At 68.4% G+C, this 21,598-nt stretch carries 24 protein-coding genes and 4 tRNA genes; 8 read left to right on the forward strand and 20 right to left on the reverse strand.

Annotation, left to right across the window (positions count from 1 at the left end; translation table 11 throughout):
* Positions 1–222: 222 nt before the first annotated feature.
* The 11 genes from rplL to AC1DYN_RS22155 form a co-directional block, all read right to left on the reverse strand.
* Positions 223–603: a 50S ribosomal protein L7/L12 gene (rplL, locus tag AC1DYN_RS22105; RefSeq protein ID WP_047510954.1), complete on the reverse strand. Its 381-nt coding sequence runs from the start codon at positions 601–603 to the stop codon at positions 223–225.
* Between the two features lie 42 nt (positions 604–645).
* A complete protein-coding gene (gene rplJ, locus AC1DYN_RS22110; protein ID WP_477963269.1) occupies positions 646–1,176 on the reverse strand; it encodes a 50S ribosomal protein L10 in 531 nt (176 codons plus the stop codon).
* A gap of 275 nt (positions 1,177–1,451) precedes the next feature.
* Positions 1,452–2,162, reverse strand: a complete 711-nt coding sequence (rplA, locus tag AC1DYN_RS22115; protein WP_477963270.1) for a 50S ribosomal protein L1 — start codon at positions 2,160–2,162, stop codon at positions 1,452–1,454.
* Between the two features lie 2 nt (positions 2,163–2,164).
* A complete protein-coding gene (gene rplK, locus AC1DYN_RS22120; RefSeq protein ID WP_477963289.1) occupies positions 2,165–2,596 on the reverse strand; it encodes a 50S ribosomal protein L11 in 432 nt (143 codons plus the stop codon).
* 155 nt (positions 2,597–2,751) lie between these two features.
* Complete coding sequence (gene nusG / locus AC1DYN_RS22125) at positions 2,752–3,297, reverse strand: transcription termination/antitermination protein NusG (RefSeq protein WP_477963290.1); 546 nt, start codon at positions 3,295–3,297, stop codon at positions 2,752–2,754.
* Between the two features lie 64 nt (positions 3,298–3,361).
* Positions 3,362–3,745, reverse strand: a complete 384-nt coding sequence (gene secE, locus AC1DYN_RS22130) for a preprotein translocase subunit SecE (RefSeq protein ID WP_477963271.1) — start codon at positions 3,743–3,745, stop codon at positions 3,362–3,364.
* Positions 3,746–3,851: 106 nt separating this feature from the next.
* Positions 3,852–3,927: transfer RNA gene (locus AC1DYN_RS22135), tRNA-Trp, on the reverse strand.
* A 26-nt stretch (positions 3,928–3,953) separates the two neighbouring features.
* Complete coding sequence (tuf, locus tag AC1DYN_RS22140; protein WP_477963272.1) at positions 3,954–5,144, reverse strand: elongation factor Tu; 1,191 nt, start codon at positions 5,142–5,144, stop codon at positions 3,954–3,956.
* A gap of 46 nt (positions 5,145–5,190) precedes the next feature.
* Positions 5,191–5,265 (reverse strand) — tRNA-Thr (locus AC1DYN_RS22145).
* Positions 5,266–5,329: 64 nt separating this feature from the next.
* Positions 5,330–5,403: transfer RNA gene (locus AC1DYN_RS22150), tRNA-Gly, on the reverse strand.
* Positions 5,404–5,508: 105 nt separating this feature from the next.
* Positions 5,509–5,594 (reverse strand) — tRNA-Tyr (locus tag AC1DYN_RS22155).
* Between the two features lie 156 nt (positions 5,595–5,750).
* Here AC1DYN_RS22155 and AC1DYN_RS22160 point away from each other — a divergent pair.
* A complete protein-coding gene (locus AC1DYN_RS22160) occupies positions 5,751–6,362 on the forward strand; it encodes an outer membrane beta-barrel protein (protein WP_477963273.1) in 612 nt (203 codons plus the stop codon).
* 4 nt (positions 6,363–6,366) lie between these two features.
* Here AC1DYN_RS22160 and AC1DYN_RS22165 read toward each other — a convergent pair whose 3' ends face one another.
* The 7 genes from AC1DYN_RS22165 to trpE are packed head-to-tail and all read right to left on the reverse strand — an operon-like array spanning position 6,367 to position 12,754.
* Positions 6,367–7,086, reverse strand: coding sequence for a uracil-DNA glycosylase (locus tag AC1DYN_RS22165; protein ID WP_477963274.1), 720 nt, complete (start codon positions 7,084–7,086; stop codon positions 6,367–6,369).
* A complete protein-coding gene (trpC, locus tag AC1DYN_RS22170; protein WP_477963275.1) occupies positions 7,083–7,871 on the reverse strand; it encodes an indole-3-glycerol phosphate synthase TrpC in 789 nt (262 codons plus the stop codon). The genes AC1DYN_RS22165 and trpC overlap by 4 nt, the downstream gene beginning before the upstream one ends.
* Positions 7,868–8,905 (reverse strand): anthranilate phosphoribosyltransferase, encoded by a 1,038-nt coding sequence (trpD, locus tag AC1DYN_RS22175; RefSeq protein WP_477963276.1) that lies wholly within the window; start codon positions 8,903–8,905, stop codon positions 7,868–7,870. Before trpD ends, trpC begins: the two co-directional genes overlap by 4 nt.
* A gap of 14 nt (positions 8,906–8,919) precedes the next feature.
* The gene (gene ltaE, locus AC1DYN_RS22180) at positions 8,920–9,933 is read right to left on the reverse strand and encodes a low-specificity L-threonine aldolase (protein WP_477963277.1); all 1,014 of its coding nucleotides are present in this window, start codon (positions 9,931–9,933) and stop codon (positions 8,920–8,922) included.
* Positions 9,930–10,514: an anthranilate synthase component II gene (locus tag AC1DYN_RS22185; RefSeq protein ID WP_477963278.1), complete on the reverse strand. Its 585-nt coding sequence runs from the start codon at positions 10,512–10,514 to the stop codon at positions 9,930–9,932. Before AC1DYN_RS22185 ends, ltaE begins: the two co-directional genes overlap by 4 nt.
* 3 nt (positions 10,515–10,517) lie before the next feature.
* Positions 10,518–11,270, reverse strand: a complete 753-nt coding sequence (locus tag AC1DYN_RS22190) for a CTP synthase C-terminal region-related (seleno)protein (protein ID WP_477963279.1) — start codon at positions 11,268–11,270, stop codon at positions 10,518–10,520.
* Positions 11,270–12,754, reverse strand: coding sequence for an anthranilate synthase component I (gene trpE, locus AC1DYN_RS22195; RefSeq protein WP_477963280.1), 1,485 nt, complete (start codon positions 12,752–12,754; stop codon positions 11,270–11,272). Before trpE ends, AC1DYN_RS22190 begins: the two co-directional genes overlap by 1 nt.
* A 396-nt stretch (positions 12,755–13,150) precedes the next feature.
* Here trpE and AC1DYN_RS22200 point away from each other — a divergent pair, with 396 nt between their 5' ends.
* Positions 13,151–13,768 carry a chalcone isomerase family protein gene (locus AC1DYN_RS22200; RefSeq protein WP_477963291.1) on the forward strand — a complete coding sequence of 206 codons (618 nt, stop codon included), beginning with the start codon at positions 13,151–13,153 and terminating at the stop codon, positions 13,766–13,768.
* A gap of 20 nt (positions 13,769–13,788) precedes the next feature.
* On the opposite strand, the gene gph is transcribed toward AC1DYN_RS22200, so the two are convergent.
* Positions 13,789–14,478 carry a phosphoglycolate phosphatase gene (gene gph, locus AC1DYN_RS22205; RefSeq protein ID WP_477963281.1) on the reverse strand — a complete coding sequence of 230 codons (690 nt, stop codon included), beginning with the start codon at positions 14,476–14,478 and terminating at the stop codon, positions 13,789–13,791.
* A 189-nt stretch (positions 14,479–14,667) separates the two neighbouring features.
* On the opposite strand from gph, the gene AC1DYN_RS22210 reads away from it, so the two are divergent.
* A complete protein-coding gene (locus AC1DYN_RS22210; RefSeq protein ID WP_477963282.1) occupies positions 14,668–15,489 on the forward strand; it encodes a bestrophin-like domain in 822 nt (273 codons plus the stop codon).
* A gap of 54 nt (positions 15,490–15,543) precedes the next feature.
* On the forward strand, positions 15,544–16,704 hold the full coding sequence (locus tag AC1DYN_RS22215; RefSeq protein WP_477963283.1) for a nucleoside hydrolase: 1,161 nt from the start codon (positions 15,544–15,546) through the stop codon (positions 16,702–16,704).
* A gap of 4 nt (positions 16,705–16,708) precedes the next feature.
* On the opposite strand, the gene AC1DYN_RS22220 is transcribed toward AC1DYN_RS22215, so the two are convergent.
* Positions 16,709–17,263, reverse strand: coding sequence for a MarR family winged helix-turn-helix transcriptional regulator (locus AC1DYN_RS22220; protein WP_477963284.1), 555 nt, complete (start codon positions 17,261–17,263; stop codon positions 16,709–16,711).
* A gap of 103 nt (positions 17,264–17,366) precedes the next feature.
* Here AC1DYN_RS22220 and AC1DYN_RS22225 point away from each other — a divergent pair, with 103 nt between their 5' ends.
* From AC1DYN_RS22225 to AC1DYN_RS22240, 4 genes are read left to right on the forward strand one after another with little or no spacing between them, the layout of a single operon-like run.
* Positions 17,367–18,332 carry a tripartite tricarboxylate transporter substrate-binding protein gene (locus AC1DYN_RS22225; RefSeq protein WP_477963285.1) on the forward strand — a complete coding sequence of 322 codons (966 nt, stop codon included), beginning with the start codon at positions 17,367–17,369 and terminating at the stop codon, positions 18,330–18,332.
* 28 nt (positions 18,333–18,360) lie between these two features.
* On the forward strand, positions 18,361–19,329 hold the full coding sequence (locus AC1DYN_RS22230; protein ID WP_477963286.1) for a tripartite tricarboxylate transporter substrate-binding protein: 969 nt from the start codon (positions 18,361–18,363) through the stop codon (positions 19,327–19,329).
* Between the two features lie 13 nt (positions 19,330–19,342).
* Positions 19,343–20,899 (forward strand): sulfatase-like hydrolase/transferase, encoded by a 1,557-nt coding sequence (locus AC1DYN_RS22235; RefSeq protein WP_477963287.1) that lies wholly within the window; start codon positions 19,343–19,345, stop codon positions 20,897–20,899.
* Positions 20,900–20,934: 35 nt separating this feature from the next.
* Complete coding sequence (locus tag AC1DYN_RS22240) at positions 20,935–21,375, forward strand: CBS domain-containing protein (RefSeq protein WP_477963288.1); 441 nt, start codon at positions 20,935–20,937, stop codon at positions 21,373–21,375.
* Positions 21,376–21,598 lie beyond the last annotated feature (223 nt).

Raw genomic sequence — 21,598 nt, forward strand, 5'->3', positions numbered from 1 at the left:
TGGTGGCTGGCCACTACCAACCGCTGGCGGACAACCCCGGCATTGCACCGGAGTCCGACCAAACCCGTTCTCTGCAGTCGGATCAGAGAACACTTGAAAAGGGGGGGAGGACCGACATTGTCGTCGTTCCCGCCTTTTCAGGTGTCCTCAGGGGGACAAACCCCTGAAGCGCAAAAGGCTGGGGGCCGATTCCGGCTCCCAGCCCCGTGCGGACCAAGCGAATTACTTGATCTCGGCCTTGGCGCCGGCTTCCACCAGCTTCTTGACGGCGGCTTCCGCGTCGGCCTTGGGGATGGCTTCCTTGACGGGCTTCGGAGCGCCGTCGACCAGGTCCTTGGCTTCCTTCAGGCCCAGGCCCGTCAGTTCGCGCACGGCCTTGATGACCGACACCTTGTTCGCGCCGGCTTCGAGCAGCACGACGTTGAATTCGGTCTTTTCTTCGACGACCGCAGCAGCAGCGCCGCCGCCACCGCCGCCACCGCCGGTGGCCATGGAAGCGGCGGTCACGCCGAACTTCTCTTCGATGGCCTTGACCAGGTCGTTGAGTTCCATCACGGACATGCTGTCCAGCGAGGTCAGGAATGCGTCTTTATCGAATGCCATTTTGGGTTCCTAGATATCAGGTAAAGGTTGAGAGGGTCGTCTTCAGGCGGCGGCAGCTTCGGCGGCGGGGGCTGCTTCTGCAGCACCTTCGCCACGTTGCTTGGCCAGGGCAGCCAGGACGGCGGCCGTGCGCTGCACCGGTGCCATCAGCAGGCCGGCCAGCTGCGACAGCAGCACTTCCTTGCTGGGAACGCTGGCCAGGGCCTTCACGCCTTCGGCGTTCAGGACCTTGCCGGCGTAGGCGCCAGCCTTGATGACGAGCTTGTCGTTGCCCTTGGCAAAGTCGGCGATGACTTTGGCCGCGGCAACGGCGTCCTCGGAAAAACCGTAGATCAGCGGACCGACGAAGCTTTCCGCGGCTACCTCGAACGACGTACCGGCAACGGCACGGCGAGCCAGGGTGTTCTTCAGCACGTGAAGGTACACGCCCTTGTCGCGCGCCTGCTTGCGCAGTGCGTCGAGGTGAGCCACGGTGAGGCCACGGTACTCGGCCAGCGCCAACGTCTGCGAACGCGCGACTTGCGCGGCCACATCCGTCACCACGGCTGCTTTCTCGTTGCGATTGAGACTCAAGGTCTGCTCCTCACACAATCGTGTCCGTTGGCGAAAAGCCTTGGGACACACCACGATTCAGCGACCTTTGCCTTGGAACCCGGCTGTGTGGCCGGCTTCCTTGTCAATGGGATCGCCATCTGCGCGGGCGTCGGATCGGGTGTTTCCACCGTCTCGTCGATTAAGCGGCCGGGGCCGCGCCTGCGGTCTTGGATGGCCCGCTGCAGCTTGCACCGCAGCGGCCCACCAATTCATCGGACCGGCGCCAGACTCGCGCCAGCCCTTTATCTGTCAGATCAGGCGGCCGCAGCGGACGCGTTGATCGAAGCGACGTCGACACGGGCACCGACGCCCATCGTCGACGACACCGCCACCTTGCGCAGGTAGATGCCCTTGCTCGACGCCGGCTTGGCCTTGTTCAGGGCCTCGATCAGCGCGCGCAGGTTGCCCACCAGCTTGTCGGAATCGAACGAACGGCGGCCGATCGTGCTGTGCACGATGCCTGCCTTGTCGACACGGAACTGCACCTGGCCGGCCTTCGCGTTCTTCACCGCGGTGGCGACGTCGGGCGTCACGGTGCCGACCTTCGGGTTCGGCATCAGGCCGCGCGGGCCCAGGATCTGGCCCAGCGTACCGACGATGCGCATCGTGTCCGGCGAGGCGATCACGACGTCGAAGTTCAGGTTGCCGGCCTTGACCTGTTCGGCCAGGTCGTCCATGCCGACGATGTCGGCACCGGCGGCGCGGGCTTCTTCGGCCTTGGCACCCTGGGCGAACACGGCGACGCGCTTGGTCTTGCCGGTGCCGTTGGGCAGCACGACGGCGCCGCGCACGACCTGGTCGGACTTCTTGGCGTCGATGCCGAGCTGCACGGCCACGTCGATGGATTCATCGAACTTGGCGGTCGCGCATTCCTTGACGATGGCCAGGGCGTTGTCGAGGGCGTACAGCTTGGTGCTGTCGACCTTGCCGGCGAGGGCTTTTTGGCGTTTGGTCAGCTTGGCCATGCTCAGACTCCTTCAGTGGTCACGCCCATCGAGCGGGCGGTGCCGGCGATGGTGCGAACGGCGGCATCCATGTTGGCGGCCGTCAGGTCCTTGACCTTGGTCTTGGCGATCTCTTCGAGCTGGGCGCGCGTGATCTTGCCGACCTTGTCGGTGTGCGGCTTGGCCGAACCCTTGTCGAGCTTGATGGCCTTCTTGATCAGCACGGTCGCCGGGGGCGACTTCATGATGAACGTGAAGGACTTGTCCGCGAACGCGGTGATCACGACCGGCAGCATCAGGCCGGGTTCCATGCCCTGCGTCTGGGCGTTGAACGCCTTGCAGAACTCCATGATGTTCAGGCCGCGCTGACCCAGCGCCGGACCGATCGGGGGCGAAGGATTGGCCTTGCCCGCCGGGATTTGCAGCTTGATGAAGCCGACAATCTTCTTTGCCATGATTTCTCCAGAACAGGCCCGTCTTGGCGGACAGGCCTTGAGTGCCAACGCAAGGGGCTGGTTACCCTTGCTCCTCGTACCGGCGTCTCGTCGCCGGCATCAACGGGGTCGCTTCGGCAGGTTGCCCTGCGCAGCCGCCACCCGGGCTTGAATCCTCAGACCTTCTCGACCTGCGAGAAGTCCAGCTCGACCGGCGTCGCGCGGCCGAAGATGGTGACCGACACGCGGACCTTGGACTTGTCGTAGTTGACGTCCTCGATCGCGCCGTTGAAGTCGGTGAACGGGCCTTCCTTGACGCGCACCAGTTCGCCCACTTCCCACTCGACCTTCGGACGCGGCTTCTCGACGCCTTCCTGCATCTGGCTGACGATCTTCATCACCTCGGCCTCGGAGATCGGCGCCGGGCGGTTCTTCGCGCCGCCGACGAAGCCGGTCACCTTGCTGGTGTGCTTCACCAGGTGCCAGGTGTCGTCGGCCATTTCCATCTCGACCAGCACGTAGCCGGGGAAGAAGCGGCGCTCGGTGACGGCCTTCTTGCCGTTCTTCAGCTCGACGACTTCTTCCATCGGCACCAGGATGCGGCCGAATTTGTCCTGCATGCCGGCGCGGTCGATGCGCTCGCGCAGGTTGCGTTCGACAGCCTTCTCCATGCCGGAATAGGCGTGCACGACGTACCAGCGCTTGTTGCCGGCCGGCGCCATCGAAACCGGCGCCGCGTCGCCGGCCGGTTGTTCTTGGGGCTGTTGTTCGCTCATCAGGTTGTCCTCAACGCTTCCAGCCCAGGATCAGGTCGTACAGCACCCATTCGAGCGTCTTGTCGGTGAACCACAGGAACAAGGCCATCACCACCACGAAGGCGAAGACGTACAGCGTCATCTGCGTGGCTTCCTTGCGGGTGGGCCACACGACCTTGCGGACCTCGCGTGCCGAATCGCGCCCGAAGGCGATCAGCTGCTTGCCGCTTTCGGACGTGAAGAACAGGCCGACGGCCCCCACCAGCAGCAGCAGCAGTGCACCGACGCGCAGCCACAGGTCCTGTTTGCCCAACGCATAAAACGCCGCCACGGCCGCGATGACCAGCACGCCGGCAGCGGCGAGCTTGGCCTTGTCAGCGCCCGTGGAGACGGTTTCGACTTGAGGATTCGACATTTCGTTCTTCACAAAAACACGTGCCGCCTTTCAGCAGCAAAGCCCGCCGGGACTTTTCGTCGCCGTGCGGGCTGCTTGGGCCACCAATCCGCACCCTGTGCGGTCTTGGCAGGGGCAGAGGGAATCGAACCCCCAACCTCTGGTTTTGGAGACCAGCGCTCTGCCAGTTGAGCTATACCCCTGTGGCCTGCTTTGCAACCTTATCCGTTCACTCGAGGATCTTGGCGACGACGCCGGCGCCGACGGTGCGGCCACCTTCACGGATGGCGAAGCGCAGGCCTTCTTCCATCGCGATCGGGTTGATCAGCTTCACGGTGATGCTGACGTTGTCGCCCGGCATGACCATTTCCTTGTCCTTCGGCAGCTCCACCGCGCCCGTCACGTCCGTCGTGCGGAAGTAGAACTGCGGGCGGTAGTTGTTGAAGAACGGCGTGTGGCGACCGCCCTCTTCCTTGCTCAGCACATACACCTCGGCCGTGAAGTGCGTGTGCGGCTTGATGCTGCCCGGCTTGCACAGCACCTGGCCGCGCTGCACGTCTTCGCGCTTGGTGCCGCGCAGCAGGATGCCCACGTTGTCGCCCGCTTGACCTTGGTCCAGCAGCTTGCGGAACATCTCCACGCCCGTGCACGTCGTCTTCTGCGTCGCGGCAATGCCCACGATCTCGATTTCTTCGCCCACCTTGATCACGCCGCGCTCGATRCGCCCCGTCACCACCGTGCCGCGGCCCGAGATCGAGAACACGTCTTCCACCGGCATCAGGAACGCGCCGTCGATCGCGCGCTCGGGCGTCGGGATGTACGTGTCCAGCGCCTCGGCCAGCTTGAAGATCGCCTGCTCGCCCAGCTCGCCCTTGTCGCCTTCCATCGCCAGCTTGGCCGAACCCTTCACGATCGGGGTGTCGTCACCGGGGAAGTCGTACTTGGACAGCAGCTCGCGCACTTCCATCTCGACCAGCTCCAGCAGCTCGGCATCATCGACCATGTCGCACTTGTTCATGAACACGATGATGTACGGCACGCCCACCTGGCGCGCCAGCAGGATGTGCTCGCGCGTCTGCGGCATCGGGCCGTCAGCGGCCGACACCACCAGGATCGCGCCGTCCATCTGCGCTGCGCCCGTGATCATGTTCTTCACGTAGTCGGCGTGCCCCGGGCAGTCCACGTGCGCGTAGTGACGGTTCGCCGTCTCGTACTCCACGTGCGCCGTGTTGATCGTGATGCCGCGCGCCTTCTCTTCCGGCGCCGCGTCGATCTGGTCGTACGCCTTCGCCTCGCCGCCGAACTTCGCCGACAGCACCGTCGTGATCGCCGCCGTCAGCGTCGTCTTGCCATGGTCCACGTGACCAATCGTCCCCACGTTCACGTGCGGCTTGGTCCGCTCGAATTTGCCTTTTGCCATTTTTCGCGCTCCTAGCAGTCGAGATTGACGGTGCAGAAAGAAGAAGTGGTGCCCATGGCGCGGATCGAACGCGCGACCTCTCCCTTACCAAGGGAGTGCTCTACCACTGAGCCACATGGGCGAATCTCTTGTGCCTGTCGACACAGGGCTGGCATCCCCTGGAAGCCAAGCCTCTGACGACATCGTGGAGCGGGAGACGGGAATCGAACCCGCGTCATTAGCTTGGAAGGCTAGGGTTCTACCATTGAACTACTCCCGCCCGGGAGCCCCACCCGCCTGGCCAGGATCTTCGACAAGCACCGAAGACCCCAACCCGACAGGCATGCACAACAACTGCCGAACAACTACCGAATTTGTTTCGCCGTGGTGGAGGAGGCTGGATTCGAACCAGCGTAGGCGTAAGCCAACAGATTTACAGTCTGCCCCCTTTAGCCACTCGGGCACCCCTCCGCGGCGAACTCGGGACTATACATCGAGATGGGCGCACTGGCAAACCGGGGCCCGTGAAAGTTGCGTGACACCCGGCGCCACAGGGGCCGGGGACAAGCCCTGGATAATTGCCGCCGGCCCGCACTGTCGCGGAGCACACACGGAGGAGGTATCCCGATGACGAGAAAGACGATCCTGGCCGCTGCCGTCCTGGCCCTGTCGGCCACCGCCCACGCCCAGTCCGACGACCAGCAAGGCATCAGGCTGCGGCCGTTCGCGGCACTCGGCCTGACCTGGGGCGGCGACCGGCTCGACACGGTCCAGTTCGAGCATGGCAGCGACGTGAACATCCGTGCCGGCGGCCTGGTCGACCTGCGCGGCGGCGTCGACATCCATTTCGAGAGCCCGCTGTCGGTGCAGCTGAGCGTCGGATACCACTTCCAGACGGTCAGTGGCGAGACCTCGTCGGGCGACGACGGCCGCAAGACCTTCGACCGCTACCCGATCGAGGTGCTGGGCCATTGGGACCTGAACGACCAATGGCGCATCGGCGGCGGCGCGCGCTGGTCGCAGAAGGCCAAGTTCTCGTCCAGCGGTGCGCTCGACGTCGGCAACGTCGAGTTCGAGTCGTCGACCGGCGCCGTGCTGGAAGTCGAGTACTTCACCACGCGCAACCTGGCCTTCAAGCTGCGCGGCGTGCACGAGAAGTACAAGCTGAAGGGCTACTCGACCGCGCCCGAGTACGACGGCAGCCACATCGGCGCCTACGTCAGCTACTACTTCAACTGACGCTTCAGCGGCCCCAGTCGATGGGGCCGCCGTGCACCTGCAGGTGCCGCTGCGCGGCCCCGAAATGCCCGTTGCCGAGGAACGGCACCGGCGGCCGCCGCGCCGACAGCGGCGACGGGTGGTTCGACATCAGCACCAGCGCATCCGGCCCGCCCTCGTCGCGCACCAGCGGCGCGAACTGCTGGGCGTGCGCCCCCCACAGCATGTAGACGCAAGGCTGGCGCCGCCGCGCGACGGCGCCGACCAGGCGCTCGGTCAGCGGCTCCCAGCCGTGGCGCGCGTGGCTGGCCGGCTCGCCCTGCTCGACGGTCAGCGTGGTGTTCAGCAGCAGCACGCCCTGCGCAGCCCAGCCCGACAGGTCGCCGGTGGGTGGGGCGACGCCGAGGTCCCGCAGCAGCTCCTTGACGATGTTGCGCAGGCTCGGCGGCAGCGCCACGCCGGCCGGCACGGAGAACGCGAGGCCGTGCGCCTGCCCGGGGCCGTGGTACGGATCCTGTCCGACGATCAGCACGCGCACGTCCGCCAGCGCCGTCAGGCCCAGCGCCCGCAGCGGCTCGGGCGGGTAGACCACCGCCCCGTCGGCCACGCGCCGGTCGACGAACCCGACCAGGCCCTGCCCCGCCGCCGATTCGCGCCAGGCCTGCACCTCGTGCCGCCATGCCGCCGGCACGCCGTCCAGCACCTGCGCCAGCGGCTGCTGCAGTTGCAGCGACGGTGCGTTCACCCGAACAGCGCGGCCAGCGCCGCGCCGGGGTCCGGCGCGCGCATGAAGGCCTCGCCGACCAGGAAGGCGTTGACCTGCGCGTCGCGCATGCGCTGCACGTCGGCGCGCGCGAGGATGCCGCTCTCGGTCACCAGCAGCCGGTCGGCCGGCACGTGCTTGCGCAGCCCGAGCGAGGTGTCGAGCGTGACCTCGAAGGTGCGCAGGTTGCGGTTGTTGATGCCGACCAGCGGCGTCGCCAGGCGCAGCGCGCGATCCAGTTCGGCACCGTCGTGCACCTCGACCAGCACCGCCATGCCGAGCGCGTGGGCCTGCGCCTCCAGGTCGGCCATCAGCGCGTCGTCGAGGCTGGCCACGATCAGCAGGATGCAGTCCGCACCCATCGCGCGCGCCTCGAACACCTGGTAGGCGTCGACCATGAAGTCCTTGCGCAGCACCGGCAGCGCACAGGCCGCGCGGGCCGCCTGCAGGTAGTCGGCCGAGCCCTGGAAGAACTGCCGGTCGGTCAGCACGCTGAGGCAGGCGGCCCCGTGCTTCTCGTAGCTGGCGGCGATCTCCGCCGGCACGAAGTGCTCGCGCAGCACGCCCTTGCTGGGGCTGGCCTTCTTGACCTCGGCGATCACCGCGGCCTTGCCGGCGGCGATCTTGCCGCGCAGCGCCTGCGCGAAGTCGCGCACGCCGCCCAGCGATTCGGCATCGCGCCGCAGCGACGCGATGTCGCGCAGGCGCCGCGCCGCCGCGATCTCGTCGCGCTTGACCGAAACGATCCTGTCGAGGATGTCGCTCATGCTGCTGCCTTGAACTTGTTGGTCGCCGCGACGAACTGGCTCAGCTTGGCCAGTGCCTTGCCCGAGGCCACCGCCTCGCGCGCCATCTTGACGCCCTCGGTCACCGAGCCGGCCACGTTGGCGCAGTACAGCGCCGCGCCGGCATTCAGCAGCACGATGTCGCGCACCGGGCCGTCCTCGTTCGCGAAGGCGCGCTGGATGCACTGCACCGACTCGGCCTTGTCGGCCACCTTCAGCACGCGGGTGTCGTACACCGGCATGCCGAAGTCGCTCGGGTGAACCACGTACTCGCGAACCTCGCCGTCCTTCAGCTCGCCGATCAGCGTCTCGCCCGACAGCGAGATCTCGTCCATGCCGTTCATGCCGTAGACCACCATCACGTGCTCGGAGCCCAGGCGCTGCAGCACGCGCACCTGGATGCCGACCAGGTCGGCGTGGAACACGCCCATCAGCTGGTTGGGCGCGCCGGCCGGGTTGGTCAGCGGCCCGAGGATGTTGAAGATGGTGCGCACGCCGAGCTCCTTGCGCACCGGCCCGGCATGCTTCATCGACGCATGGTGGTTGGGCGCGAACATGAAGCCGATGCCGCTGTCCTGCAGGCACTGCGCGACCTGTTCGGCATTCAGGTTGACGTTGGCGCCGAAGGCCTCGAGCACGTCGGCGCTGCCCGAGCTGGACGACACGCTGCGCCCGCCGTGCTTGGCCACGCGTGCGCCGGCCGCGGCGGCGACGAACATCGCGGCGGTCGAGATGTTGAAGGTGTGCGCCGCGTCGCCGCCGGTGCCGCACAGGTCGACCAGGTGGCTCTTGTCGGCGATGGTCACCGGCGTCGCGAACTCGCGCATCACCTGCGCGGCGGCGGCGATCTCGCCGATGGTCTCCTTCTTGACGCGCAGCCCCATCGACAGCGCCGCGATCATCACCGGCGACATGTCGCCGCTCATGATGCGGCGCATCAGCGTCAGCATCTCGTCGTGGAAGATCTCGCGGTGGTCGATGACGCGGGCCAGGGCTTCGGTGTTGCTGATCGGCATGGTGGGCTCTCGGGTCAGGCGGTCATGTGCTCGCGCACGGCGGCGATGGCGCGGTCCACGCCCTGGGCGTCGACGTCGAGGTGGGTGACGAAGCGCAGCCGGTACAGGCCGGTGGCCAGCACGCCACGCGACTTCAGGTGGTCGAGCAGCGTCGCCGCGCGCTCGCCCTTCACGTCGACGAAGACGATGTTGGTCTGCGGCGGCTCGACGCTGACGCCGGGAATGCCGCCGAGACCTTCGGCCAGCCGCTGCGCCAGCGCATGGTCGCCTGCCAGGCGCTCGACGTGGTGGTCGAGCGCGTGCAGCACGGCGGCCGCCAGCACGCCCGACTGGCGCATGCCGCCGCCGAGCATCTTGCGCCAGCGGTGCGCAGCGCGGATGAAGTCGCGCGAGCCGACCAGCGCCGAGCCGACCGGCGCGCCCAGCCCCTTCGAGAAGCAGACCGAGACGCTGTCGAAATGTGCCGCGATCTCGCGAGCGGCAATGCCCTGCTTCACCGCCGCATTGAAGAGGCGCGCGCCGTCCAGGTGGGTCGCCAGGCCGCGCCGGCGTGCGAGGGCGGTCGCATCGGCCAGGTAGCGCTGCGGCAGCACCTTGCCCCCCAGCGTGTTCTCGAGGCACAGCAGGCGCGAGCGCGCGAAGTGCGAATCGTCGGGCTTGATCGCGGCCTCGATGTCGGCCAGCGCCAGCGTGCCGTCGGGCTGGTGCTCCAGCGGCTGCGGCTGCACGCTGCCCAGCACCGCGGCGCCCCCGCCTTCCCAGCGGTAGGTGTGGGCCATCTGGCCGACGATGTACTCGTCGCCGCGCCCGCAGTGGCTCATGATGCCCACCAGGTTGCTCTGCGTGCCGGTCGGCACGAACAGCGCGGCCTCCTTGCCGAGCAGGGCCGCGATGCGCTCCTGCAGCGCGTTGACGGTGGGGTCGTCGGCGAAGACGTCGTCGCCGACCTCGGCCTTGGCCATCGCGTCGCGCATGGCCGGCGTCGGCCGGGTGATGGTGTCGCTGCGCAGGTCGACGACGGCGTTCACGCGCGCAGCTCCAGGAAGTTCTTCAGCATCGCGTGCCCGTGTTCGGTGAGGATGGATTCGGGGTGGAACTGCACCCCTTCGAGTGGCGTCTTCGTGCCGGCCAGGCCGGTGTGGCGCACGCCCATGATCTCATCGTCCTGCGACGTCGAGGTGATCTCCAGCTCGGCCGGCAGCGTCTCGCGCTCGATCACCAGCGAGTGGTAGCGGATCACGGTGAACTGCTGCGGCAGGTCGGCGTAGACGCCGCGCTCGTCGGTGGTGATCACGTCGGTCTTGCCGTGCATCTGCGTCTTCGCGCGGATGATCCGACCGCCCAGCGCCGCGCCGATGGCCTGGTGGCCCAGGCACACGCCCAGGATCGGCAGCTGGCCGGTGAATTCGCGGATCGCGTCGACACAGATGCCGGCCTCGGCCGGCGAGCACGGCCCGGGCGACAGCACCAGCCGGTCGGGGTTCAGTTCGCGGATGCCGGCCAGCGTGATCTCGTCATTGCGGAACACGCGCACGTCCTCGCCGAGCTCGGCGAAGTACTGCACCAGGTTGAACGTGAAGGAATCGTAGTTGTCGATCATCAGCAGCATGGCTCAGGCCTCTCGATTCAGGGGGTTCGGCGGCGTCTGCGCAGCCACATTCTGCGGCGTTTGCGCGGCGGCAAGCGCGCGGGCGAAGGCCAGCACCAGCGGCGGCGCCACGCCGCGCAGCGCGGCCCGCTCGGGCTGGAACAGCGTGCCGACGAAGAACGGGTGGCGGTCCAGCTCGATGGCCCGCACCTCGCCCTGCAGGTCGTGCGCGGTGGCACGCAGCGGGCCTTGCGTCAGCGTCGCGGCGAACGCCGGGGCGAGCCCGTAGCTGCAGTGGTAGCCCTCGTGCGCCGTCGCGCCGCCGTACGCGGCGGCGATGCGCGAACCGGGCTGCAGCGTCACCGCATCGCTCACCTCCACCAGCGAGCAGGCCAGCGCGCCGATCACCGCGCGCTGCGCGCCAGGCGCCGTCTCGGCATGCTCGGCGTCGGCCCAGCCCAGCACGTTGCGCGCGAGCTCGATCACCGCATGCTGGAAGCCGCCGCAGGTGCCGAGGAAGGGCAGCCCGCGCTCGCGTGCGACGCGGATCGCGCGCAGCACCGCCGCGGTGTCGCGGTACGGGCTGCCCGGCACGCACCACAGGCCGTCGAAGCCGGCCAGTTCGGCCTCGCCGGGCATCGCATCGCTGGCCAGCCAGTCGAAGGACAGCGGCCGGTCCAGCGCCTGGGCGCACAGCCGCAGCGCGGCCGGGATCGCGCGATGCGCCGTCTTCTGCTCGTCGCGGTCGCCGAGCAGGCCGACACGCAGCGCGCGCATCAGAAACCCTCCTCGACCAGCTCGGCCGCGCGGATCAGCGCGCGGGCCTTGGCCTCGGTCTCCTTCCATTCGAGTTCGGGCACCGAGTCGGCCACCACGCCGGCCGCGGCCTGCACGTACAGCACGTTGTCCTTGACGATGCCGGTGCGGATCGCGATCGCCACGTCCATGTCGCCGGCGAAGCTCAGGTAGCCGCAGGCGCCGCCGTAGATGCCGCGCTTGACCGGCTCCAGCTCGTCGATGATCTCCATCGCCCGCACCTTGGGCGCGCCGGTCAGCGTGCCGGCCGGGAAGGTGGCGCGCAGCACGTCCAGGCTGGTCATGCCCTCTTTCAGCAGCCCCTCGACGTTGCTGACGATGTGCATCACGTGCGAGTAGCGCTCGACGGTGAAGGCCTCGGTCACCTTGACCGTGCCGGTCTTCGCGATGCGGCCGATGTCGTTGCGCGCCAGGTCGATCAGCATCACGTGCTCGGCGCGTTCCTTCGGGTCGGCGCTCAGCTCGGTCTCGAGTGCCTTGTCCTGCTCGGGCGTCGCGCCGCGCGGGCGCGTGCCGGCCAGCGGGCGGATCGTGACCTTCTCGCCGTCGGGCGTGGTCTCCTGGCGCACCAGGATCTCGGGCGACGCGCCGACGATCTGGAAATCGCCCATGTCGTAGAAGTACATGTACGGCGACGGGTTCAGCGAGCGCAGCGCGCGGTACAGGCTGAGCGGCGACTCGGTGTAGCGCTTCTTCAGCCGCTGGCCCACCTGCACCTGCATCATGTCGCCGGCGGCGATGTATTCCTTGGCCTTCAGCACCGCGGCGAGGTAATCGTCCTTCGCGAACTCGCGCTCCACGGCGTGCGAGGTGCCGCGGCGCACCGGCGGCGCAGTGACGCTGTACTTCAGCTTGTCGCCCAGTTCGGCCAGGCGCCGCTTGGCGCGGAAGAAGGCCTCGGGCTGGCCGGGGTCGGCATAGACGATCAGGTAGAGCCGGCCCGACAGGTTGTCGATGACGGCCAGCTCCTCGCACTGCAGCAGCAGGATGTCGGGCGTGTCGATGCCGCCGGGCAGCTGCGTCTTCGCGAGCTTGGGCTCGATGAAACGCACCGCGTCGTAGCCGAAGTAGCCGGCCAGGCCGCCGCAGAAGCGCGGCAGGCCCGGGCGCAGCGCCACCTTGAAGCGCTTCTGGTAGCTGGCGATGAAGTCGAGCGGGTTGCCCTCGTGCGTCTCGACCACCTGGCCGTCGGTGACGACCTCGGTGTGGAAGCCGGTGGCGCGCAGCAGCGTCTGGGCCGGCAGGCCGATGAACGAGTAGCGCCCGAAGCGCTCGCCGCCGACGACGGATTCGAGCAGGAAGCTGTGGCGGCCGCTGCCCGAACCGTAGGCGAGCTTCAGGTACAGCGACAACGGGGTTTCGAGGTCGGCAAAGGCTTCCGCGATCAGCGGGATGCGGTTGAAACCCTGTGCGGCGAGGCTCTTGAATTCAAGTTCGGTGATCACGAGCGAGGGCCCTCCACGGCCCGGCGCGGCGCCTGGGCGACCGGCCTGGTGACTGCATTCTGCGGGTGGCGCCGGGCGCGATGCGCGCGGCAGCCGGTGGAGCCGGAGGGCGACTGGTGCGCCCGCGGCAAGCAAAACCTGCGTGGGTCAGGCCCGCCAGGGCCATGCTCCCCGGTCGTTCGACCCTTTGGTTTGCTTGCGTGCGATGAACATCGAAAAAGTGTAGCAGGCTTGGCAATTCATCCCGTTTGGTGGACAGATGTCCGTGAAATCGTGAATGGACAGTGCTCACTTCGCCGTCCGAAACTCCCATGTTGCCCGCCCGGTGCACATGGCCCGGGACAGGCCCCCGATGACAAAGAGATGGAGACAGCCGTGATTCGACGCATTTTCTTGATGGCCGCCAGCATCACCGCCACGGCGGCCGCGCTGATGGCATCGCCAGCGGTGCAGGCGCAAGCCCAGCCGCAGGCGATCGAACTGGCCGGCGTGAAGTACGAGCCCACCGCGACGGTGGCCAACACCAAGCTGGTGCTGAACGGTGCCGGCATCCGCTACAAGGCGATCTTCAAGGTCTACACCGCCGGCATGTACCTGACGGCCAAGGCCGGCACGCCGGAAGCGGTGCTCGCGACGCCGGGCCCGCGCCGCATGCACATCACGATGCTGCGCGACATCGACGCGAACGAGCTGGGCAAGCTGTTCACGCGCGGCATGGAGCAGAACACGACGCGCGACGACTTCATGAAGTCGATTGCCGGCACCATCAAGCTGAGCGAGGTGTTCTCGGCGAAGAAGAAGCTGGTCGCAGGCGACTCGTTCTTCGTCGACTGGATCCCCGGCCAGGGCACGGTGATCGTGGTCAACGGCAAGCCGGCCAACGACCCGATCAAGGAACCCGAGTTCTACTCGTCGCTGCTGAAGATCTGGCTCGGCCATGCGCCGGCCGATTCGATGCTGAAGGACGCGCTGCTGGGCAAGACGTCCAGCGGCAACGGCAGCGGCAACAACTGAAGGCCTCGACGGCCCGGTGATCAGGCGCCCCGCGGGGCGCCTTTTTCATGGCCGGCGGCCGGCAGCGCGTCGAGCCGGTCGATGAAGCCGTCGGCATCGACCTCGCGCACCGGCTCGCCGTGGTTGTAGCCGTAGGTCACCAGGATGACCGGGCAGCCGGCGGCGCGCGCGGCCTGCGCATCGTTGGCCGAATCGCCGACCATCAGCGTGTGCGATGGCGGCACGCCGAGCGCCTTGCAGGTCTCGATCAAGGGCAGCGGGTGCGGCTTCTTCTGCGCGAAGGCATCGCCGCCGAACACGTGGCGGAAGAAGCCGGACAGGCCCTTGCGCTCCAGCAGCGCCTGCGCGAAGGCGCCCGGCTTGTTGGTCAGGCACGCGAGCGGGATGCCGGCCTGGTGCAGCCGCTGCAGCCCTTCGACGACGCCCGGGAACACCTCGGCATGGTGGCCGTTGATGCGCAGGTAGTGGCGCTGGTAGCTGGCCCAGCCGGCGTCGTAGCGGTCGGGCGGCGCGCCGACCTCGGCGAGGGTGCTGCGGATCAGGTGCTCCGAGCCCTTGCCGACGGTGTGCTCGATGAAGCCGCGATCGACGGACGGCAGCGACAGGTCGGCCAGCATCGCGTTCAGCGCGACGGCGAAATCGCCGAGCGTGTCGACCATCGTGCCGTCGAGGTCGATGATGGCGGCGCGCCAGCGCGTTGGGTCGAGCACGTTGGAGTTCACGCAGGCCAAGGTCGAGGACGAGAAGAATGGATGCCGGAGCGCATTCTCTCAACAAGATGCCGACGCCCGCCCACGGGCCTTTCGAAGCGCAATCTCAGCATTTGACCGATACCGCGGCCCTGGGGGCGTGGCTATCGTGGGGCCATGAGCACCCGGTGCGCCTCCTGTGGGTATGCCATGCCGCTATTCCTCTACGATCTTCCGAACTGGGTCTTCGGCCTGCTGATCAGCAGTGTCTGGGTGGCGGTCGGCGTGGGAGGCTACCTGGCCTTTCACCGCGTCTGCCGCGCCACCTTCTCCGAAGGCGAACGAAACCTCGCGATGGCGCTGCTGGCGGTGATCGCCACCGTCAACTCGCTGCTGCTGGCCTTCTCCGCGATCTCGGTCTGGGAGGCGTTCGGCTCGGCCGACAAGGCCGTTCGCAGCGAAGCCATCACCCTCGGTGCACTCAGCCGCGACCTGGCCGTGTTCGACAGCGCCGAATCCCGCCACACGCGCGAGCTGCTGAAGACCTATGCCGAGACCGTCGTCGACCAGGAGTGGAAGGACATGCAGGGCGGCCACCCGAACGAGGTGGCCTGGGCCGCCTTCGAGGCCATGTTCCGCTCGGTGGGGCACCTCGACCCGGTGGGGCCGCGCGAAGCCGCGCTGATGCCGGAGATCTGGACGCGCACCAACGAGCTCGTCAGGTTCCGGCGCGAGCGGCTCTACGCCAGCGAAGCCCAGGTGCCGGGCACGCTGTGGATCGTGGTGATCGCAGCCACCTTGCTCAGCCTCGTGACGCTGTACGTGCTGCCTCGAACGGCGTTCCACCTCACCGCGGTGGGCCTGCTGTCGTGCTCGTTCGGGCTGGTGTTCTTCTTCATCGCCGCGATGGACCGCCCCTTCGCCGGCACGGAAAGCATCGGCTCGGAGCCGATCAAGACGGCCGTGCTGAGGATGGACCAGTGGGGCGAGGAAACGAGCCGGTCGAAACCAGCCCGCGCCAACGGCAAGTGACCGCCGGGGGCGGACGGGCCCGGGCCTTGCATGCGGACCCGGCATGATTGCCTCATGAACCCCATCGCCATGCACCTCTCCCCCACGCTTCTTCCGCGCCGGCGCGGCCTGCTGCTGCGCGCACTCTGCATCGCCCTCTTCCTGTGCGCCGGCATGCCCGGCCCGGCCGAGGCGGCGCAACCCCGCCGCAAGGTCATCATCGACCAGGACACCCTCGGCCCCGGGGGCAGCAACATGCGCTCGGTGCTGATGCTGCTGCAGTCCCCGGACGTCGACGTGCTGGGCATCGTCGTGTGCACCGGCGACGGGTGGCGCGACGAAAGTCTCGCCTCGCTGCTGCGCATGCTCGAGCTGGTGCAGCGCACCGACGTGCCGGTCTATGCGGGTGCGGCGTTCCCGCTGCTGAACACTGCGGCGCGCACCAAGGCCTGGGAGACGCGCTTCGGGCCGCTGGTGTGGAAAGGCGCCTGGACGCAGGCCTACTTCGACGGCAAGGCCCGCAGCGAGTACCACGCCGATCCCTTTGCCATTCCGGCGATGGCCGAAGGCGCACCCCGCCTGAAGGCACAGCCCGAAAGCGGCATCGGCTTCATGCTGCGCAGCGTGCGCCAGTACCCGGGGCAGGTGACGATCTGGGCGGCAGGCCCGCTGACCGACCTGGCGCTCGCGGCGCGGCAGGACCCGCAGTTCGCGTCGCTCGCGAAGGAACTCGTCTTCATGGGCGGCAGCTTCAACCCGGTGCCCGCCAACAACCGGTTCGCCGAGGAATACATCCATTCGCCGCGCCGCGAGTTCAACATGTTCTTCGACGCGGAAGCGGCCAGCGCCGTCCTGCACGAAGCCTGGCCGCGGATCACGCAGCTGCCCGTCGACCCCACCACCCGCACGCTCTTCACCCCGCAGCTGCAGGCCGAGATCGGAAGCGGCAAGACCCCGGTCGCCGCCTACGTGTCCGCCTATGGCGGCGAATACCCGCTGTGGGATGAACTCGCCGCCGCCGTGTGGCTGGACCCCACGCTGGTGACGCAGCGCAAGACGCTGCTCGTCGACGTCGCGACCCAGGACGATGCCGGCCTGGGCGCCACGCTCAGCTGGCCGCGCGGGCGCGGGCCGAACCTCGGCGAGCGCGAGGTCGACGTGGTGCTGGACGTGGACGTGCCCCGCTTCGAGCGCCTCATGGTCAAGCTGCTGCGCCAGCCCAGGCCGGCCCCCTGACCGCTCAGCGCCGGCCGGCCGCCAGCGAGAACGGCTGCCGCCGGCCGCCACCGGTGCGGCGGTCGGCCTTGTCGGTCACGCGGCCCATCGCACTCATCGCACGGCCCTGCGCCTCGAGCCGCTGCAGGCATTGCACCAGCACGTCGACGTGCGCCGCATCGATCGCGCCCAGCAGTTCGGTGTTGAGCTGCGCGATGCGGGGAAACAGCTGCTCGTACAGCTGCCGCCCGGGTTCGGCCAGGCTCACGTGCACGACGCGCTTGTCGGCCTCGCTGCGCCGGCAGTTCACCAGCCCCTTCTTCACCAGGCCCTGCAGCCCGCGCGAGGTGCGCACGCGGTCGAGCTGCAGGCGCTCGGCCAGCGCCGACGAGGTGATCTCGTCGATCGTGTAGAGGCTCGCCACCATGCCCCATTCGCGGCGCGTGATGCCGAACCCGCCTTCGACCAGGCGCGTGACCATGACGCTGCTGGCGCGCACGACGCGGGCCAGCCGGTACATCAGCAGGTCCTCGAGGCATCGGGGCGCCAGCAGGGATGGGGCGGTGACGGGAGCGTTCATCGAAGTGTGTCGTGGTTCCCACGCGCCAGCCGTGCGCGCAGATGATGGATTAGATCAACTACCGGGCCGTGGCCTAGATTCAAGCCAGGTTGCGGAGGGTCGAATGCGTTCCTTGTTCTCGTGGCGCCTTGTCGCCGGATTCAGTGTCGCACTGGCCTCCTGGGGCGTCCAGGCGGCCGCGCTCGACGGCACGCTGACCCTGGTCGTCGGCTACGCCCCGGGCGGCGGATCGGACCGCGTCGCGCGCGTCATCGGCGACAAGCTGCACAGCGCGCTCGGCGTGACCGTGGTGGTCGAGAACGTGGCCGGCGCCGGCGGGCGCATCGCGGCCCAGCAGGTCCGGCGCGCGGGCGCGAACCAGAACGTGCTGATGCTCGGCAACCCGGCCGTGATGGTGGTGGCGCCGCTCGTCTTCAAGGACGTCGGCTACGACCCGGACAAGGATTTCGTGCCGGTCTCGCGCGTGGCCGACTACCAGTTCGCGGTGGCCGTGGGCCGTGAAGTGCCGGTGCGCGAATGGCCGCACCTGGTGGCCTGGCTCAAGGCCAATCCCGAGAAGGCCAACTTCGGCGTGCCCGCGGCCGGCAGCCTGCCGCACTTCTTCGGCCTGATGCTGGGCGACGCGGTGAAGGTCGCGCCGCAGATCGTCAGCTACCGCGGTTCCGCGCCGCTGGCCAACGACCTGCTGGGCGGGCAGCTGCCGGTGGCGATCGACACGCTGGACGCCCTGTACGCCCAGCACGCGGCCGGCAAGGTGCGCATCCTGGCGATGTCGGGCACGCAGCGCGCGAGCTTCGCGAAAGACATCCCGACCTTCCGCGAAGCCGGCTTCGACGTCGCCGCCACCGGCTGGAACGCCTTCTTCGCGCCGGCCTCCATGCCGCCGGCCAAGGTCCAGCTGCTCGGCCAGGCGATCCGCACGGCCATGCAGGACGCATCGGTGCGCAAGGCCTTCGAGACCATGAACCTGACGCCGGTGCTCAGCACGCCGGCCGAGACGGCCCAGATGCTCAAGACGTTCCGCGCGCAGTGGGAGCCCGTGGTCAAGCGCGCGGGCTTCGTGCCCTGATCACCTCGACAACACCGGGAGACAGCCCTTGAACCTGCCAGTCCTGTGGCGGCCGCTGGCCGCCTGCAGCCTCGTGCTTGCGACCTCGGTTGCGCAAGCCCAGGCGCTGAGCGAGCCGGTCACGCTCGTCGTCGGCTATGCGGCCGGCGGCAGCACCGACCGCGCGGCCCGGGTGGTCGCCGAGCACCTCGGCGCGAAGCTGGGCGTCGCCGTGACGGTCGACAACCGCGCCGGCGACGGCGGACGGCTCGCCGCGCAACAGGTCAAAGGCACGCCGGCCACCCAGAACGTGCTGATGCTGGCCAATCCGGCCGTGATGGTGGTGGCCCCCATCGTCTTCAGCAAGGGTGCGGGCTACGATCCCGACAAGGACTTCGTGCCGGTGTCGCAGGTGACCAGCTACGACTTCGCGATCGCCGTCGGCCCCGCGGTGCCGCTGGACCGGCTCATGTTCCTCGTCAGCTGGCTGTGGGCGCACCCGCAGGACACCCGGTTCGGCGTGCCGGCCACCGGCAGCCTGCCCCACTTCTTCGGCCTGATGGCGGGCGATGCCCTCAGCATCAAGCCGCAGATCACCGGCTACAAAGGCTCGGCACCGCTGCTGGCCGACCTGGTCGCCGGCAAGGTGCCGATCGCGATCGACACGCTGGATTCGCTGTACCCGCAGCACCTGGCCGGCAAGGTCCGCATCCTGGCCGTGTCGGGCACGCAGCGCGCGAGCTTCGCCAAGGACCTGCCGACCTTCCGCGAGGCGGGCATGAAGGTCGACGCCGCCGGCTGGAACGCCTTCTTCGCGCCCAGCACCATGCCCGCGGCCAAGGTGCAGCTGCTCGGCCAGGCCATCCGCGAGGTGATGCAGGAGCCGGCCGTCCAGCAGGCCTTCAATGCGCTGTACCTGACGCCGGTGGCCGCCACGCCGGCGGAGACCGCGAAGATGGTCAAGGCCTTCCGCGAGCAATGGGAGCCGGTGGTGCGCCGCTCCGGCTTCGCCCCCTGAGCGGGTTCCGAGCATGCCGCGCAACGTCCTGTTCATCATGGCCGACCAGCTGCGGCGCGACCACCTGGGCTGCTACGGTCATCCCTACCTGCGCACCCCGCACATCGACGCGCTGGCGCGCCGCGGCGTGCGCTTCGAGCAGGCCCACGTCAATTCCGGCGTCTGCGGGCCGTCGCGGATGAGCTATTACACCGGCCGCTACCCGTCCAGCCACGGCGCCACCTGGAACCGCGTGCCCCTGCCGGTCGGCGAGCTGACGCTGGGCGACTACCTGCGCGGCGCCGGCCGCCGCCTGGTGCTCGCCGGCAAGTCGCACGTCATCCCCGACCGCGAGGGCCTGGCGCGCCTGCACGTCGACGGCGGCAGCGAACTGGGGGCCCTGCTCGAACGCGGCGGCTTCGAGGAGATCGACCGCTACGACGGCCACCACGCGCCCGGCGCCGAGAGCGGCTACCCGGCCTTCCTGCACGCCCACGGCTATGCCGGCGACGACCCGTGGAGCGAGCACGTGATCTCGGCCATCGACGCCAGCGGGCAGGTCGTCAGCGGCTGGCACATGCGCAACGTGCACCTGCCCGCGCGCGTGCGCGAGGAGCATTCGGAAACGGCCTACATGACCGGCCAGGCCATGCGTTTCATGTCGGACCGGGGGGACGAGCCCTGGGTGCTGCACCTGAGCTACGTGAAGCCGCACTGGCCCTACATGGCGCCGGCGCCATACCACGCGCTCTACACGCCCGACCAATGCCTGCCGGTGCTGCGCAGCGACGCCGAACTGCGCGACGCGCACCCGGTGCTGGCGGCGTATCGCGAGAGCGAGGAGAGCCGCAGCTTCTCGATGGACGAGTGCGTGCGCACCGTGCGGCCGGCCTACCAGGGGCTGATCCACCAGCTCGACGATCACCTGGGCCGGCTGTTCGAGCACATGGACAAGCTCGGCGTGCTGGCCGACACCTTGATCGTGTTCACGTCCGACCATGGCGATTTCCTGGGCGACCACTGGCTGGGCGAGAAGGAGCTGTTCTACGACATGGTGCAGCGCGTGCCGCTGATCGTGGTCGATCCGTCGCCCGCGGCCGACGCCACGCGCGGCGGCGTGGAGCATCGTTTCGTCGAGAGCGTGGACATCGTTCCGACCCTGCTCGATGCACTGGGGCTCGAGCGCCCGGCGCATCGTCTCGAAGGCGAGAGCCTGCTGCCGCTGCTTCGCGGCAACGCGCCCGCGTGGCGCGACAGCGTGTATTCGGAGCTCGACTACAGCTTCAAGCAGGCGCGGCTTCGCCTCGGCAAGACGCCGCACAACGCGCGCGCCTGGTCGCTGCGCAACGCGCGCTGGCGCTACGTGCACTGGCTCGACGAACCCGAGCAGCTCTACGACCTGCAGTCGGACCCCGGCGAGATGCACGACCTGGGCCGCGATGCGGGCACGCAGGGGCAGCGCGATGCGCTGCGCACGCAGCTGTTCGACTGGCTCGCGCGACGCAAGCGGCGGACCACCATCAGCGATGCGCTGGTCGAGCGCGGCACCCATGCGCACAAGCGCGCAGGCGTCTACTTCGGGCAGTGGTAGGAGCACACTAGGGGCCTGGCTTCGGAGATGCGCCCATGACCACTGTCGCCGACATCCTCAAATCCAAGTCCGACACCACCGTCCACACCATCGATCCGGCGGAATCGGTCTACGATGCGCTGCGCCTGATGGCGCAGGCCAACGTCGGCGCGCTGGTGGTCGTCGAGGACGGCCACGTCGTGGGCATCGTCAGCGAGCGCGACTACGCCCGCAAGGTCGCGTTGAAGGGCCGCTCGTCGCGCGAGACGCCGCTGCGCGACATCATGGCCAGCCCGGTGATGTACGTGCAGCCGCGCCACACCAGCGAGGAATGCATGGCGCTGATGACCGACAACCGGCTGCGCCACCTGCCGGTGATGGACGACGACCAGCTGGTCGGCCTGGTCTCGATCGGCGACCTGGTGAAGAACATCATCTCCGAGCAGAAATTCATCATCGAGCAGCTGGAGCACTACATCGCGGGCGATCATTCCTGATCCAGCGAATGGCACCACTCACCCGTTCGCCCTGAGCAGGGACCGAGCTTGTCGAGGGCCCGTGTCGAAGGGTCCCTGCCGCAGCGCACCAGCGCCTGCAGCGCACCGCCACCAGGGCTTCGACAGGCTCAGCCCGGCCCTTCGACAAGCTCAGGGCGAACGGGGGTTCCTTGCCACGGCCGGGTCCSTCGACAACCSGGTTTGCTCAGACCAGTGCATGGTC

This window comes from Rhizobacter sp. P2_D12, from assembly GCF_056404395.1.